Raw genomic sequence first — 15,161 nt, 5'->3', positions numbered from 1 at the left:
TATGCGCCCGGCGGTGCGAAGCTATTGCAAGTCAACTTGCGATAAGGGGATTGGCCATGCGATTCATGTTCGACACCGACGAGTCGTTCTCGTTCGAGACGTTGCGGGCCGTCGGATACACCGTCTACGGCGGGGCGGACATCGGTGAGGTGATGGCCACCGCGGCGCGGATCACGCCCGGCGACCGGGAGTCCTGGCACCGGGAATGGAGGGCGCTGGCGGACCGGATCGCCGGCATCGCCGACGATTGTGCCGCCAAGGGTCACTCCGCCAGCGCCGGCAGCGCCTACCTGCGGGCCGCGAACTACTACCGGACTGCTGAGTTCTACCTGCGCGACGACCCGGTCAACGACCCGCGGGTGGCGGACACCTCGGCGCGCGCGATCGAGGCGTTCCGGGCCGCACCCGAGGTCCGCGAGCATTGGCGGCGCGTCGGCATCCCCTACGAGGGCATCGAGCTGAGCGGCTACTACCTCAATGTCAGCGGCGACGAGCCCGGGCCGACGCTGGTCGCGCACGGCGGCTTCGACTCGACGGTCGAAGAGATGTTCTTCGCCGCGGGGGAGGCGGCCCGCAGGCACGGCTGGAACTGCCTGATCTTCGAGGGCCCCGGCCAGGGGGCGGCGCTGCGGGTCCACCAATTGCCGTTCCGGCACGACTGGGAGGCCGTGGTCACCCCGGCGCTCGACTTCGCCGTCACGCTGCCCGGGGTCGACGTCGACCGGATCGCGCTGCTTGGGATGAGCATGGGCGGCTACCTCGCCCCGCGGGCGGCGGCGTTCGACAAGAGGATCGCCGCGTGCGTCGCCTACGACGGGGTCTTCGACTTCGCCTCGGCGCTGCCGCCCGCCGCGGTGATCGACGCGGCGATCGCCCACCCCGACCAGGTGCCGACGTCCCTACGCTGGGCGCTGCTCAACGGCCTGTGGACGCTCGGCGTGGCGGACATCCGGGAGTTGGCCGACGCGTTTGCCAAGTACGACCTCACGACGGTCGTTGACCAGATCACCTGCCCCACTCTGGTCTGCGAGGCCGAGCAAGACCAGTTCTTCCAGGGGCAGCCGCAGAAGCTCTACGACGCGCTGCGCTGCCCGAAGACGCTGCTGAAGTTCACCGCCGCCGAGGGCGCCGAAGAACACTGCCACGAGGGCGCGATGACCCTGTTCCATCAGCGGTTGTTCGACTGGCTCGACGAGACGCTCGTCGGCTAAAGGTGGAAGGGGAGGTGGGGCAGGTGCAGGTGGTGGTGCGGATGCCCCATCGGCGGGCATGTCTCGAGGCTGATGGTCATCGCGTGCAGTACGCCGGCGTCCTGAGTTCCCTGCGCCCCCATGCACTTTCCGTTCGTGATCGCCTGGGCGTCCGAAGCCGTCTGCTTCTGATAGGACGTCGTGTCCGCGACGGTCACGTTCGTGGGCGTCGGTTGGGGGCCGATACCGCTGACCGCGATCGTGTTGCCGGAAACCGAGCTGACCGTGCCATAAAACCCGGCGGGCGGCGGGCACTTGCCGTCGACGGCCGGGGTGACCGTCACCGATTGGGCGGTGACCGCGCCGGGGGTGGGCGCGCTCTGCGGGGTGGCGCGCACGTTGACGCAGCTGCCGGGGGTGACGTCGGCGAGCTGGGCCGGCGAGGTCTCGACGACCCGGGTCTGCGGCGTGAAGTCCACGGTGGCAGACCCGGTCCGCGTCCTGAGCTGGATCGTGCCGCCGGACACCGACTGGACTAGGCCCTCGACGTAGTCCTTGGCGGGAGGCGGCGGAGCGGGGGCCGGCGGCGGCACCGGGGCGGCGGCCGGGCTGCGCGGGGTCGCCGTCACGGTCGGTTTCCCGGTGGTGCCGGTGTTGCTTGCAGTGCCACCCGAGTGGCACATGGCGACACTCAACGCGATGAAAGCCACGACCGCGACGAGCGCGATCTGGGCCAGCCGAGGCTTAACCGTGCTGGCAGACATCGACGCGGCTCCGATCGTGAGGCGGGTGGGAGCGGGGTACCCGCTCGCACCCGAATATTCACTCTCCCGTAACCGGGATCACCCGCGCGGCTTGCCCGGGCACTTCCCGTCAACGGCCGCCCGCACGTTGATGCTGGTCGCCTGGAGCGTGCCGCCGTTGTCCAGGCTGCCGCGCGCGTTGATGCACTTGCCCTGCGCGATCGCGTCGGGTGTGGCGGTCGCCAGCTTGGAGTACTTGGTCTGATCGTCGACGGTCACGGGCGTCTGCGTGCTGTTACCGCTGGCGTCGGTGCCCGCGACGGTGATGGTGTTACCGGTCACCGACGCGACCGAGCCCAGCAACGGCTTTGGCTTGGCGGGCGCCGGCGACGGTGAGCCGGAGGGCGGCGTGGTGGTCGAACCCTGACCGGACCCTTTGGCCGGCGGGCAGGTGCCGTTGACGGAGGGGCTGACGCGGACCGACGCCGCGGTGGCCGGCTGCCCGCTCTGGATCTCCTTGGTGGGCCGCACAGTGACGCAGCTGCCCTGGGTGACGTCGCTCAGCGTGGCCGGAGCGACCTCGGTGATCTTGGTCGTGGACGTGAAGTTGATGGCGGCGTTGCTGTTGTCTTCTTTCGTGACCTGGATCGAGTTGCCCGCGACCGACGCGATCAGCCCGCTCACCTTGGCCTCGCCCTGGGGCGGTGCCTGCGAGGTGGCGGTCGAGGTCACCGTCGACGTGGAGGTGGATGTCGACGTCGGAGCCGATTGGTTCGACGAACCGCAGGCGGCGACGGACAGCGCGGCGGCCCCCGTGACGGCGAGGATGGCGAAGCGGGTGAGTCGAGGAGCGGGACAGCTTGCTGATATCAACGTTTTCCCCCATTCGTGAGTTGGACCACGAAAAGGTGTACCCGCTCGAGCTGTGCCGGAACTGTGAAGCGTCAGAACGCGTCTTCGGAGACCCGCATGATGTCGTCGTCGATCGATTCGAGGACCCTGCGCTGCGCGGTCAGCCTGGGCAGCATGTTCTTGGCGAAGAACTTCGCCGTCGCGATCTTGCCCTGATAGAAGCTCTTGTCGCTCGCGGAGGGCGCGTCGGCCAGCGCGGCGTGAGCGATGCCGGCCTGCACCAGCAACCGCCAGCCGATGAGCAGGTCGCCGACCGCGAGCAGGTAACGCACCGATCCCAGCCCCACCTTGTAAATCTCGGTCGGGTGCTGCGTGGCCGACATCAGGTAGCCGGTCAGCGCGCCCGTCATCGCGGTGACCTCGTCCAGCGCGGTCTGCAGCAACTCGGCCATCGGTTTCAGGTCGCCGTCGCAGACGTCGATGGTGTTGCTGATCTGCGCCACCACGAACTGCAAGGCCGCGCCGTGGTCGCGAACGATCTTGCGGAAGAAGAAGTCGAGCGCCTGGATCGCGGTGGTGCCCTCGTAGAGCGAATCGATCTTGGAGTCGCGGATGTACTGCTCGAGCGGGTAGTCGACCAGGAAGCCCGAGCCCCCCAGCGTCTGCAGTGATTCGGTCAGAACCTCATAGGCCCGCTCCGAGCTCACCCCCTTGACGATCGGCAGCAGCAGGTCGTCGATGCGGTGCGCCATGTCGGCGTCGGCACCCGAAACCCGTTGCGCCACATCGGGATCCTGATGCGCGGCGGCATACAGGTAAAGCGCCCGCAGCCCCTCGGCGTACGCCTTCTGGGTCATCAGGCTGCGACGCACGTCGGGGTGGTGGATGATCGTGACACGCGGCGCGGTCTTGTCGGTCATCTGGGTGAGGTCGGCTCCTTGCACGCGCTCCTTGGCAAACGCCAGCGCGTTCAGGTAGCCCGTGGACAGGGTGCCCGCGGCCTTCACCCCGATCGTCATGCGGGCCTGCTCGATCACGGTGAACATCTGTGCGATCCCATTGTGCACGTCGCCGACCAGGTAGCCGACGGCGGGCACGTCGCCGTCGCCGAAGGTCAACTCGCACGTCGGCGAGGACTTGATGCCCATCTTGTGTTCCAGCCCGGTGACGAAAACGCCGTTGCGGGAACCGAGTTCGAACGTTTCGGGGTCGAACAGATACTTCGGCACATAGAACAGGCTCAATCCCTTGGTGCCCGGGCCGGCGCCCTCCGGCCGGGCCAGCACGAGGTGGAAGATGTTCTCGGCCGTCTCGCCCACGTCGCCGCCGGAAATGAACCGCTTGACGCCCTCGATGTGCCAGGTGCCGTCGGGTTGTTGGATGGCCTTGGCGCGGCCCGCCCCGACGTCGGATCCGGCGTCGGGCTCGGTGAGCACCATGGTGGCCTGCCAACCGCGCTCCACACCCATTGCCGCCCAACGCTTTTGCTCTTCGTTGCCCTCGACGAAAAGCGCCTGGGCCATGAAGTAGCCCAGGCAGAAGAAGTTCGCCGAGGGGTTAGCGCAGATAATCATCTCGTTGACCGCCCACACCAGCGGCGCCGGCGCCGACATGCCGCCGATCTCCTCGTCCAGGTTCAGCCGCCACCATTCGGCGTCCTTGATCGCCTGGACCGTCTTGGCCAGCTCGTCCGGCACGCTGATCGAGTGTGTGGCCGGGTCGAACACCGGCGGGTTGCGGTCGGCGGCCGCGAACGACTCCGCAACCGGACCCTCCGCCAGGCGAGCGGCCTCGGCCAGGATCGTTCGGACGGTGTCTTCGTCGAGGTCGCTGTAGCTCCCGGTGCCGAGCACAGTGCCCAGTTCGAGAACCTCGAATAAGTTGAACTCGAGATCGCGGACGTTAGCGATGTAGTGTCCCAACGCGATTCCCTCCCGCCCGATAGGTCAGCGCCAAGTCTGTCGGACGCGGGAAAACGTACGCAACCGTAAGTAGGCCGCTAACCGGGCGCGCCGTTCATGCCGAACAGGAGCCCGCGCTGGCCGCCGGTGCCATTCGGAGTGCCGCCGTTGCCACCGTTGCCGATCAAAATGGCGTTGCCGCCGTTGCCGCCATTGAGAATGGCATTGCCGCCGGCCCCGCCGTTGCCGATCAGCCCGGCCTGGCCACCGGGTCCGCCGATGCCGCCCATCGGGGCGGCTCCGCCTGCACCGCCGTTGCCGACGAAAACCCCACCAGGGCCGCCGGCACCCGCCTGGCCGGCATTGAATTCGACCCCTCCGGTGCCGCCGTTCCCGAATAGGAAGGCCCTGCCGCCGTTGCCGGCGCCGCCGAGGGAGCTGCCGCCCCCATCGCCGCCGTTTCCGTACAGAAGTCCGCCGTTGCCGCCAGCCCCGCCGGCCCCCATGCCGTTGGGGCTGGTGCCGCCTGTGCCGCCTGCTCCGAATAACAAAGCGGAACCTCCGAGGCCGCCTGAGCCACCGCCGCCCCCGCTGTTGCCCCCGGCGCCACCGCCGCCGAAAAACAGCCCGCCGGTGCCGCCGGCGCCGCCGTTCGCTCCCAGCCCGCCCACACCGCCGGCTCCGCCGAAACCGAACAGGCCCGCATCTCCACCCCGGCCACCGCCCTGGCCGACGTTGCCATCCGCGCCACGCCCGCCGTTGCCGAACAGGATTCCGCCGGCCTCGCCGTTCGCGCCGGGCGTCGCGCCGTTGTTCCCGTTGCCGATCAGGGGGCGGCCGAGTAGCAGCCGGGTCGGCTCGTTGATGAGGTCGAACAGCGGCTTGAGGGGGTTGGTGCCGGCGGCTTCGGTGGCGGCGTACGCTGCCGCGCCGCCGAGCAGGTTTTGCACGAATTGGTCGTGAAACGCCGCGATCTCGGCGCTGAGCGCCTGATAGCTCTGGCCGTGCGCGTCGAACACCGCGGCGATCGCGGCGGACACCTCATCGGCCGCGGCGGCGGGCACCGAGGTCGTCTGGGCCGCCACTGCGGAATTGACCTCGTTAATTGCCGAACCAATCCGGGCGAGATTCCCGGCTGCCCCTGACACCAACTCCGTATCCGCGACCAGAAATGACATCCCGCACCTCCCGGTGATGCGTCAGCGACTGCAGAATCCTATCGCGTATTCAGCAGCTGTGGAGTACGAAGTTATTTGCTGTCGTCGGGTGGATTTGATGGCTCAGGCAGACGACTCGCGTCGCATTTCGGGCCCGCGGCTTGGATTGCTGCCCAGGTGAGAGCAAACGCGGGAACATCACGTCAGTTACCAACGTTAAGCGCACTGTGACTACACGCGATCTCACTGCTGAGCAGTTCAACGAGACCATCGAGGGCAACGACATCGTGCTGGTCGACTTCTGGGCCTCCTGGTGCGGCCCATGCCGCCAGTTCGCCCCGACGTTCCAGGCGTCCTCGGAGAAGCATCCCGACATCGTCTACGCCAAGGTGGACACCGAGGCCGAGCAACAGCTCGCGGCGGCCGCCCAGATCCGGTCCATCCCGACGCTGATGGCCTTCAAGAAGGGCAAGCTGCTGTTCAACCAGGCCGGCGCACTACCGGCATCGGCCCTCGAGGACCTGGTCCAGCAAATCAAGGCCTTCGACATCGAGGCGGCCGAGGCCGCCCAGTCCGAGCAGGCCTAAACCAGTTGCCGCTGCAGCGCGGCGACGTCCCACAGCGGCGCCCCGCCGCGGCCTTCGGCGACGCGGAGGTAAATCGACTTCAGCGTCTCGAGGTAACGCGTAACCGACTCGCGGGCGACCGGGTTGTCGGGGAAAAACACCATGGCATGCGTTTCCTTTTCATACCGATTGACGCGCAAGTCGAATCGAGCCGGGACCCCGCCGTCGTGATGGATCTTGATGTTCGAACCGCCCCATTCCGACTTCACGATGGTGGACAGGGGAGGGCTGCTGGCATCGAGGTGGAACAGCAACGGAACGCGCCCCTGCGGCATCCGCAGCCACGGCGCAAGTTCCAGCACGCGAGAGAACGGCACGTTCGCCAGGGCCTTGCCCGAATCGAACGACTGCTGCGCGGCGCGCACGGCGGCACCGAACGATGACGAGCCGACGGGGATGGTGATCGGGACGAAGCCGGTGAACCAACCGATCGTCAGGAACTCGTCCCGAGAGCTCCGGGTATCGCACGCGACAAGACCGTAATACGTTTCAGCGCCGGTCAATTCGTATTGCGCGAGGGCCGCGGAGGCGAACACGCCGCCGCTGAAACGGCCGCCCGCTGCTATGCACGCGTCTTCGAAATCGGCCGTCTGCTGTTCGTCCATCAGCCGGACGAACATCAGGTCGCAGGCCCCCGACCCGTCACCCAGCGACACCGGGCATTCCGGCAGGGTGCCGTCATTCTGTTCGAAGAAGTCCACCCAGGCCTGCACCTGCGGGGAATCCAGCGTCAGGGCCGAGGTGTATTCGTGTTGCTGGACACAGTATTTCTCGTAGCTGCCCGCGGCCGGAAGCGCCGGCGGCGCGCCGCCGGCCAGCAGCGAGGTATACATCAGATACAGCTCCATGCGGATCGCGCCGAGAAACTGCGCGTCGATGTAGAGATGGTCGATGCTGAAGCAGAAAGTGAAGTGATCCGCGCGCTGGATTACCGCAAAGCGGAAGCAATCCCATTCCAGCGGGCTCGGGGTGGCCACGATGTGCTCGCGAAATTCCTCCGGCGTCATGTCGTCGTGCTTGACCGGAACGCATTGGATATCGGCCGGATTGCGAACCGTGTGGCGCAAAATCCGGTCACCGTCGGCAAACTCGAACCAGCTGTGATACGTGTCATGCCGGCGAAGATGCGTGTTGATGACGTAGGTCAGGACCCGGATGTCGCAGCGGCCGGCCATGTCCCAGCTGCCGATGCACAGCCTCGACATGTCGACCCCGCGGGCGGCATGGTCAACGAAATTGCGCAGGTGGCGGGCTTGTTGGTGGCTGGCCGGGACGGCGCTGATCGGGGCTTGCCGGACCTTGTTGAGCGAGGCCGGCGAAGGATGCCAGCACACGACCGCCCCCGGGTCTGGCAACCAGTCATGGATTGCCCCGAACGCCTCTTCGCCTGGGATGAACACATTCCCTCCCTAGTCTGCTTCATCGCCTGGACACAGCGGATTCATAGCTCTACCATTGCTTTGCCGAACGGCGTTCCTACCTCCACTGGCCGGATCCGGTTGCGGGACAGCACATTTGAGCGCCAGTGCCCCGCTTTTGTCGCCCGCGCAAGACATCTCAACGGGCCGTAGCTGACACGCGCCCAATGGTGGCTAAAGATAGCAGACCAAACCAAGCGCCGTGGGGCGTTTCGACGACATTTAACGTACGGTCGCGTACCGAAACCCGACCCGCGGGCCCGCGGCGCAATCGCGCCGAAGTACGAACGCGACCCTGCCCGTTCCCGGTAGAGTCGCGCCCATGTGGGGCACGGTGCTGGCATTGGCACTGGTCGCGGGGGTAGACCCGGGACGACTCGGCGTCGCCCTCTTGCTATGTTCGCGGCGACGGCCCGTGCTCCATCTTGTTGCACTCTGGCTGGGCGGGCTGGCGGTCGGCGTGGCCCTGGCCCTGGGCGCGCTCGTCGGGTTGCACGACGTCGTGCTCGGGGTGATGGATCGGGTGGAGGTCGCCACGTCGAGTTCCACAGCGGGGCGGATTCAGGTCGCGATGGGCGTGCTCGCGCTGGTGATCGCCGCGTCGATCGCGATCGGTGGTTCGGTGCGCCGCCCGGTGGCGGTGCCCGCCGGCGCCCCGCTTCACCAGGCCGAACCCACGGCGTTCTCGCGGATCTCGGCGCGCGCCCTGCAGGCGCTGCAGGCCGGCCCGCCCTGGATCACCTTCCTCGTCGGGGTGGGGTTGACGACCGACTTCCGCTACCTGGCCGCGCTCACCGTCATCCTGGCCTCCGGGGCCGCCCTGGGCACCCAAATTAGCGCCGCCGCGGCGTACACGCTGGTGGGCCTGGCGTTTGCTGAAATCCCGCTGGTCTGCCATTTGGCGGCGCCGGCCCGGACCGGTGCGACGATGTCGCGCGTGCACGACTGGGTGCAGGCCCGTAGGCGGGCGGTCCTCGGGATCGTGGTGGCGGTCCTGGGCGTTTTCCTGATGACGACCGGCCTGGGCCACGTCTGACCCAGCACGCGTTACCTTTCACGGGTGAGCCTGGTACTGGTAGAGCAACCGCGGCCCGGAGTCGCGCTGATAACCCTCAATCGGCCCGAACGGATGAACTCCATGGCCTTCGACGTCATGGTGCCGCTGAAAGAGGCCCTCGAGAAGGTCACCTACGACAATTCCGTGCGCGTCGTGGTGCTGACCGGAGCGGGCCGAGGGTTCTCCGCGGGCGCCGATCACAAGTCCGCGGGCACCGTGCCGCACGTCGCCGGGCTGACCCGCCCGACGTACGCGCTGCGGTCGATGGAGCTGCTCGACGACGTGATCCTGGGGCTGCGGCGGTTGCACCAACCGGTGATCGCCGCGGTCAACGGCCCCGCCATCGGCGGCGGCCTGTGCCTGGCCCTGGCCGCCGACATCCGGGTCGCCTCGACCAGCGCCTACTTCCGGGCTGCGGGCATCAACAACGGCCTGACCGCCAGCGAACTGGGGCTGTCCTACCTGCTGCCCAGGGCCATCGGGTCGTCGCGCGCGTTCGAGATCATGCTGACCGGCCGCGACATCAGCGCCGAGGAGGCCGAGCGCATCGGGCTGGTGTCCTGCCAGGTGCCCGACGCCCAGCTGCTGGACACCTGCTACGCGATCGCCGCGCGGATCGCAGCGTTCTCGCGCCCGGGAATCGAGTTGACCAAGCGCACGCTGTGGAGTGGACTCGACGCCGGTAGCCTGGAGGGGCACATGCAAGCCGAAGGCCTAGGACAGCTCTTCGTCCGCCTGCTCACCGCCAACTTCGAGGAAGCGGTTGCCGCGCGCGCGGAGAAGCGGCCGCCGGTTTTCACCGACGACAAATAGCCAGCACACGAGGGAGCGGATGTGATCACGGCCACGGACCTCGAGGTCCGCGCTGGAGCGCGCATCTTGCTCTCACCCGACGGCCCGGACCTGCGCGTGCAGCCCGGCGACCGCATCGGGCTGGTGGGTCGCAACGGGGCGGGCAAGACGACGACTCTGCGCATCCTGGCGGGCGAGAGCCAGCCCTACGCCGGATCGGTGGCCCAGATCGGCGAAATCGGTTATCTCCCACAGGATCCCAAAGAGGGTGATCTCGACGTCCTGGCCCGCGACCGGGTGCTGTCGGCGCGCGGATTGGACGTGCTGCTCACCGACTTGGAGAAGCAGCAGGCGCTGATGGCCGAGGTCGCCGACGACGACGCGCGGGACCGCGCGATCCGTCGCTACGGGCAGCTGGAGGAGCGCTTCGTGGCGTTGGGCGGCTACGGCGCCGAGAGCGAAGCCGGCCGCATCTGCGCGAGTCTCGGCCTGCCGGAACGGGTGCTGACGCAGAAGTTGCGCACGCTGTCCGGCGGGCAGCGCCGCCGCGTGGAGCTGGCGCGCATCCTGTTCGCCGCATCCGATAGCGGCGCCGGGTCGTCCACCACCCTGCTGCTGGACGAGCCGACCAACCACCTCGACGCGGATTCGCTTGGCTGGCTGCGCGATTTCCTGCGGGCGCACACCGGCGGGCTCGTGCTCATTAGCCACAACGTCGAGCTGCTCGCCGACGTCGTCAACCGGGTGTGGTTCTTGGACGCGGTGCGCGGCGAGGTCGACGTCTACAACATGGGCTGGCAGAAGTACCTCGACGCCCGGGCGACGGACGAGCAGCGCCGCCGCCGCGAACGAGCCAACGCCGAGCGCAAGGCGGCCGCGCTGCGCACCCAGGCCGCCAAGCTGGGCGCCAAGGCCACCAAAGCCGTTGCGGCGCAGAACATGCTGCGCCGCGCCGACCGGATGATGGCGGCGCTCGACGAGGAACGGGTCGCCGACAAGGTGGCCCGCATCAAGTTCCCCACCCCGGCCCCGTGCGGACGCACGCCACTGGTCGCCAAGGGGCTTTCCAAGTCGTACGGGTCGCTCGAGGTGTTCAGCGGTGTCGACCTGGCCATCGACCGCGGCTCGCGTGTGGTCGTGCTGGGCCTCAACGGGGCGGGCAAGACCACGCTGCTGCGCCTGCTGGCCGGCGTCGAGACCCCCGACAGCGGGGCGCTCGAGCCCGGACACGGTTTGCGGATCGGATATTTCGCGCAGGAGCACGACACGCTCGACAACGACGCGACGGTCTGGGAGAACATCCGGCACGCCGCGCCCGAGTCTGGTGAGCAGGAGCTGCGGGGCCTGCTCGGCGCGTTCATGTTCAGCGGTCCGCAGCTCGACCAACCGGCGGGGACGCTCTCCGGCGGCGAGAAGACCCGGCTCGCGCTGGCCGGCCTGGTGGCCTCCACGGCCAACGTGCTGCTGCTCGACGAACCCACCAACAACCTCGATCCGGCGTCGCGCGAACAGGTGCTCGACGCGCTGCGCAGCTACCTCGGCGCGGTGGTACTGGTGACCCACGACCCGGGCGCGGCCGAGGCCCTCGACCCGCAACGCGTCGTGCTCTTGCCCGACGGCACCGAGGACTACTGGTCCGACGACTACCGGGATCTCATCGAACTGGCCTGATTTCGCCAAATCGGCCCGCGGCCGGCGACGGCTTCTTACTCTATGTGCTTGGGGATCGAGCCCACAGCATGGAGGGGACGTTGAAGAGCGCAGTGCGCAAGCCGAAGAAGACGCGCGAGCAGATGTTGCACGAACTGCGCAACGCCTACGAGGGCGGCGCCAGCATCCGCAACCTGGCGGCCACCACCGGCAGGTCGTACGGATCGGTTCACAGCATGCTGCTCGAGTCCGGCACCACGCTGCGCGGCCGCGGCGGCCCCAACCACACTTCGGCCCGGCGCCAGTCCGCGCGGGCGTAGCGTCACTGCGAAAGTACGTCCCCTCATTCGCAGTGGCGTTACGCTTGCGCCCCAGACTCCTTGCGCCGCACCGACTTTTCCACCAGATCGAGGACCGCGGACAGCCGGCGCGGATCCTCACCGGATGCCAGCCGGGCCACCAAGCCGTCGAGCACCAGTTCTAGGTAACACTGCAGGACGTCGCCGGGAACGTCGTCGCGCACCCGGTGCGCCTCCTTTTGCCGACGCAGCCGATCGGTGGTCGCCGCCGCCAGTTCCGCGGAGCGATCCGCCCAGCCCTGGCTGAAAACCGGATCGTTGCGCAGCTTGCGCGCGATCTCCAGCCGGGTCGCTAGCCAGTCGAATTGGTCGGGCGCGGCGAGCATGTCGCGCATCACCTGGATCAGCCCCTCCCGGGACGCCACGTCGGCCATCCGCTCGGCGTCCTCGTGCGCCAGCGCGAAGAACAACGCGTCCTTGTCGCGGAAGTGGTGGAAGATCGCGCCGCGCGACATCCCGATCGCCTTCTCCAGCCGGCGCACCGTGGCCTTGTCGTAGCCGTATTCGGCGAAGCAATGGCGGGCACCGTCGAGGATCTGGCGGCGGCGAGCCGCCAGATGGTCCTCGCTGACTTTTGGCACAGGCGGCGACGGCTATGACTTCAGCATGTTGCGCAGCACATACTGCAGGATGCCGCCGTTGCGGTAGTAGTCGGCCTCGCCGGGGGTGTCGATTCGCACCACCGCGTCGAACTCGATCGGGTCACTACCGTCCTTGGTGGCCTTGACCTTCACCGTCTTCGGGGTCTTGCCGTCGTTGAGCGCCTCGATGCCGGTGATGTCGAAGACCTCGGTCCCGTCCAGCCCCAAGTCGCCGGCGGCCTTGCCCTCCGGGAACTGCAGCGGGATGACGCCCATGCCGATCAGGTTGGACCGGTGGATGCGCTCGAACGACTCGGCGATCACCGCCCGCACCCCCAGCAGCAGCGTGCCCTTGGCCGCCCAGTCGCGTGACGAGCCCGACCCGTATTCCTTGCCGCCCAGCACGACCAGCGGAATGTTCTGTGCCGCATAGTTTTGCGCCGCGTCGTAGATGAACGCCTGCGGGCCGCCGTCCTGGGTGAAGTCGCGCGTGTAGCCGCCGGCGACATCGTCGAGCAACTGGTTGCGCAGCCGGATGTTGGCGAAGGTGCCGCGAATCATCACCTCGTGGTTGCCGCGCCGCGAGCCGAAGGAGTTGTAGTCCTTGCGGTCCACGCCGTGCTCGTCGAGGTACTGCGCGGCGGGCGTGCCCGGCTTGATGCTGCCGGCGGGGGAGATGTGGTCGGTGGTCACCGAATCGCCCAGCAGCGCCAGCACCCGGGCCCCGGAGATGTCCTTGACCGGCTCCGGGTCGGCCGACATGCCCTCGAAGTACGGGGGCTTGCGCACGTACGTCGAATCCGGGTCCCACTCAAAGGTGTTGCCGCTGGGGGTCGGCAGGTTGCGCCAGCGCTCGTCACCCTTGAACACGTCGGCGTAGTTCTTGGTGAACATCTCCTGGCTGATCGCCGAGGCGATGGTGTCGGAGACGTCCTTCTGCGACGGCCAAATGTCCTTTAAGTAGACCTCTTTGCCTTCCTTATCAGTACCGAGCGGCTGCTGATCGAAGTCGAAGTCCATGGTCCCGGCCAGCGCGTACGCGACCACCAGCGGCGGCGACGCCAGGTAGTTCATCTTCACGTCGGGGTTGATCCGGCCCTCGAAGTTCCGGTTGCCGCTCAGCACCGCCGCCACCGAAAGGTCGTTGTCGTTGATGGCCTTTGAGATCTCGTCGGGTAGCGGGCCGGAGTTGCCGATGCACGTCGTGCAGCCGTAGCCGACGAGATAGAAGCCGAGCTTCTCCAGGTACGGCCACAGGCCGGCCTTGTCGTAGTAGTCGTGGACCACCTGGGAGCCGGGCGCCATGGTGGTCTTCACCCACGGCTTGGACGCAAGCCCCGTCTCGACGGCATTGCGCGCCAGCAGCGCCGCGCCCAGCATCACCTCCGGGTTGGAGGTGTTGGTGCACGACGTGATCGCGGCGATCACCACGGCACCGTGGTCGAGCACGAACTCGCCGCGCTCGTCAGAGCGCACCGTCACAGGGTTGCTCACCCGGCCCTTCGCGTGCTTCGCGGCCGACTCCACCTTCGGGGCGTCGTCGGCGTGCCCGTTCTCCAGCGCACCCGGGTCGCTCGCGGGGAAGGACTCGTCGACCGCCTCGTCCAGCTTCGAGTAGTCCTTCTTGTCGGGGTCGTCGCCGACGTAGCTCGTAATCTGCTCGCGGAACGTCGCTTTCGCCTCCGACAACGCGATCCGGTCCTGCGGGCGCTTGGGGCCGGCGATCGACGGCACCACGTCGGACAGGTTGAGTTCGAGGTATTCGGAGAAGGCCGGCTCGTGCTTGGGGTCGTGCCACATGCCCTGCTCCTTGGCGTACGCCTCGACCAGTGCCAGCTGCTCGTCGGTGCGCCCGGTGAAGCGCAGGTAGGAGATGGTCTCCTCGTCGATCGGGAAAATGGCTGCGGTGGAACCGAATTCGGGGCTCATGTTGCCCAGGGTGGCGCGGTTGGCCAGCGGCACCTCGGCCACGCCCTCGCCGTAGAACTCGACGAACTTGCCGACCACGCCGTGCTTGCGCAGCATCTCGGTCACCGTCAGCACGACGTCGGTGGCCGTGACGCCGGCCTGGATCTCACCGGTCAGCTTGAAGCCGACGACCCGGGGGATGAGCATCGACACCGGCTGGCCAAGCATCGCGGCCTCGGCCTCGATGCCGCCCACGCCCCAGCCGAGCACGCCAAGGCCGTTGACCATCGTGGTGTGCGAGTCGGTGCCCACGCAGGTGTCGGGATACGCCACCCCGTCGCGGTCCATCACGACGCTCGCCAGGTACTCGATGTTGACCTGGTGCACGATGCCGGTGCCCGGCGGCACCACCTTGAAGTCGTCGAAAGCGCCTTGCCCCCAACGCAAGAACTGGTAGCGCTCGCCGTTGCGCTGATACTCGATCTCGACGTTGCGCTCGAACGCGTCGGCGGTGCCGAACAGGTCGGCGATCACCGAGTGGTCGATCACCAGGTCGGCGGGGGCCAGGGGGTTGACCTTGGCCGGGCTGCCGCCGAGGTCGCCGATGGCCTCGCGCATGGTGGCCAGGTCGACGATGCACGGCACGCCGGTGAAGTCCTGCATCACCACGCGGGCCGGCGTGTACTGGATCTCAATGCTGGGCTCCGCCTTGGGATCCCAGTTCGCGATGGCCTCGATGTGGTCCTTGGTGATGTTGCTGCCGTCCTCGTTGCGCAGCAGGTTCTCGGCCAGCACCTTGAGGCTGTAGGGGAGTTTCTCGGTATTGGGGACGGCGTCCAGGCGGTAGATCTGGTAACTCTTGTCGCCGACCTTGAGGGTGTCGCGGGCTCCGAACGAGTTCACAGAATCAGTCACTTCAACTCCCAA

General features: G+C 67.7%; 14 protein-coding genes. 7 read left to right on the top strand and 7 right to left on the bottom strand.

What is annotated here, in order from left to right:
* Window positions 1-56 precede the first annotated feature (56 nt).
* The gene (locus AWB92_RS14460) at window positions 57-1,211 is read left to right on the top strand and encodes an alpha/beta fold hydrolase (protein WP_085186501.1); all 1,155 of its coding nucleotides are present in this window, start codon (window positions 57-59) and stop codon (window positions 1,209-1,211) included.
* Here the strand turns inward: AWB92_RS14460 and AWB92_RS14455 are convergent.
* Both AWB92_RS14455 and AWB92_RS14450 read right to left on the bottom strand, forming a co-directional pair.
* Window positions 1,208-1,954: a DUF5666 domain-containing protein gene (locus tag AWB92_RS14455; RefSeq protein ID WP_085186503.1), complete on the bottom strand. Its 747-nt coding sequence runs from the start codon at window positions 1,952-1,954 to the stop codon at window positions 1,208-1,210. The genes AWB92_RS14460 and AWB92_RS14455 overlap by 4 nt on opposite strands.
* Window positions 1,955-2,032: 78 nt before the next feature.
* On the bottom strand, window positions 2,033-2,665 hold the full coding sequence (locus AWB92_RS14450; protein ID WP_241523454.1) for a DUF5666 domain-containing protein: 633 nt from the start codon (window positions 2,663-2,665) through the stop codon (window positions 2,033-2,035).
* Between AWB92_RS14450 and AWB92_RS30545 the strand changes: the two genes are divergently transcribed.
* Complete coding sequence (locus AWB92_RS30545; RefSeq protein WP_241523455.1) at window positions 2,649-2,825, top strand: hypothetical protein; 177 nt, start codon at window positions 2,649-2,651, stop codon at window positions 2,823-2,825. The two genes, AWB92_RS14450 and AWB92_RS30545, sit on opposite strands and share 17 nt — an antisense overlap.
* 52 nt (window positions 2,826-2,877) lie before the next feature.
* Here AWB92_RS30545 and AWB92_RS14445 read toward each other — a convergent pair whose 3' ends face one another.
* Entirely contained in the window at window positions 2,878-4,707 is a 1,830-nt protein-coding gene (locus tag AWB92_RS14445) for an acyl-CoA dehydrogenase (protein ID WP_085186505.1), read from the bottom strand.
* Between the two features lie 77 nt (window positions 4,708-4,784).
* Window positions 4,785-5,864 (bottom strand): PE family protein, encoded by a 1,080-nt coding sequence (locus AWB92_RS31065; RefSeq protein WP_085186507.1) that lies wholly within the window; start codon window positions 5,862-5,864, stop codon window positions 4,785-4,787.
* A gap of 176 nt (window positions 5,865-6,040) precedes the next feature.
* On the opposite strand from AWB92_RS31065, the gene trxA reads away from it, so the two are divergent.
* On the top strand, window positions 6,041-6,430 hold the full coding sequence (gene trxA, locus AWB92_RS14435; protein ID WP_346962953.1) for a thioredoxin: 390 nt from the start codon (window positions 6,041-6,043) through the stop codon (window positions 6,428-6,430).
* On the opposite strand, the gene AWB92_RS14430 is transcribed toward trxA, so the two are convergent.
* Window positions 6,427-7,869: a condensation domain-containing protein gene (locus AWB92_RS14430; protein WP_085186511.1), complete on the bottom strand. Its 1,443-nt coding sequence runs from the start codon at window positions 7,867-7,869 to the stop codon at window positions 6,427-6,429. The two genes, trxA and AWB92_RS14430, sit on opposite strands and share 4 nt — an antisense overlap.
* 340 nt (window positions 7,870-8,209) lie before the next feature.
* Here AWB92_RS14430 and AWB92_RS14425 point away from each other — a divergent pair, with 340 nt between their 5' ends.
* From AWB92_RS14425 to AWB92_RS14410, 4 genes are all read left to right on the top strand, one after another.
* Window positions 8,210-8,923: a GAP family protein gene (locus tag AWB92_RS14425; RefSeq protein ID WP_085186513.1), complete on the top strand. Its 714-nt coding sequence runs from the start codon at window positions 8,210-8,212 to the stop codon at window positions 8,921-8,923.
* 24 nt (window positions 8,924-8,947) lie between these two features.
* The gene (locus AWB92_RS14420; protein ID WP_085186515.1) at window positions 8,948-9,757 is read left to right on the top strand and encodes an enoyl-CoA hydratase; all 810 of its coding nucleotides are present in this window, start codon (window positions 8,948-8,950) and stop codon (window positions 9,755-9,757) included.
* 21 nt (window positions 9,758-9,778) lie between these two features.
* Window positions 9,779-11,407, top strand: coding sequence for an ABC-F family ATP-binding cassette domain-containing protein (locus AWB92_RS14415; RefSeq protein WP_068180502.1), 1,629 nt, complete (start codon window positions 9,779-9,781; stop codon window positions 11,405-11,407).
* A 92-nt stretch (window positions 11,408-11,499) separates the two neighbouring features.
* Window positions 11,500-11,706, top strand: coding sequence for a helix-turn-helix domain-containing protein (locus AWB92_RS14410; RefSeq protein ID WP_085186517.1), 207 nt, complete (start codon window positions 11,500-11,502; stop codon window positions 11,704-11,706).
* A 38-nt stretch (window positions 11,707-11,744) separates the two neighbouring features.
* Here AWB92_RS14410 and AWB92_RS14405 read toward each other — a convergent pair whose 3' ends face one another.
* Window positions 11,745-12,326 carry a TetR/AcrR family transcriptional regulator gene (locus AWB92_RS14405; protein WP_068108368.1) on the bottom strand — a complete coding sequence of 194 codons (582 nt, stop codon included), beginning with the start codon at window positions 12,324-12,326 and terminating at the stop codon, window positions 11,745-11,747.
* Between the two features lie 12 nt (window positions 12,327-12,338).
* Window positions 12,339-15,149, bottom strand: a complete 2,811-nt coding sequence (gene acnA / locus AWB92_RS14400) for an aconitate hydratase AcnA (RefSeq protein WP_085186519.1) — start codon at window positions 15,147-15,149, stop codon at window positions 12,339-12,341.
* Window positions 15,150-15,161: the final 12 nt, after the last annotated feature.

The organism is Mycobacterium sp. IEC1808 (assembly GCF_002101935.1).
In the GTDB taxonomy this organism is placed as follows: Bacteria; Actinomycetota; Actinomycetes; order Mycobacteriales; family Mycobacteriaceae; genus Mycobacterium.
The sequence above is the reverse complement of the archived record's forward strand: the minus strand, read 5'-3'. Positions and strand labels throughout refer to the sequence as shown.

Excerpts from the sequence above, each read along its gene's own strand:
- AWB92_RS14460 (WP_085186501.1), top strand. The coding sequence starts at position 57 with ATGCGATTCATGTTCGACACCGACGAGTCGTTCTCGTTCGAGACGTTG.
- AWB92_RS14455 (WP_085186503.1), bottom strand. The coding sequence starts at position 1,954 with ATGTCTGCCAGCACGGTTAAGCCTCGGCTGGCCCAGATCGCGCTCGTC.
- AWB92_RS31065 (WP_085186507.1), bottom strand. The coding sequence starts at position 5,864 with ATGTCATTTCTGGTCGCGGATACGGAGTTGGTGTCAGGGGCAGCCGGG.
- AWB92_RS14425 (WP_085186513.1), top strand. The coding sequence starts at position 8,210 with ATGTGGGGCACGGTGCTGGCATTGGCACTGGTCGCGGGGGTAGACCCG.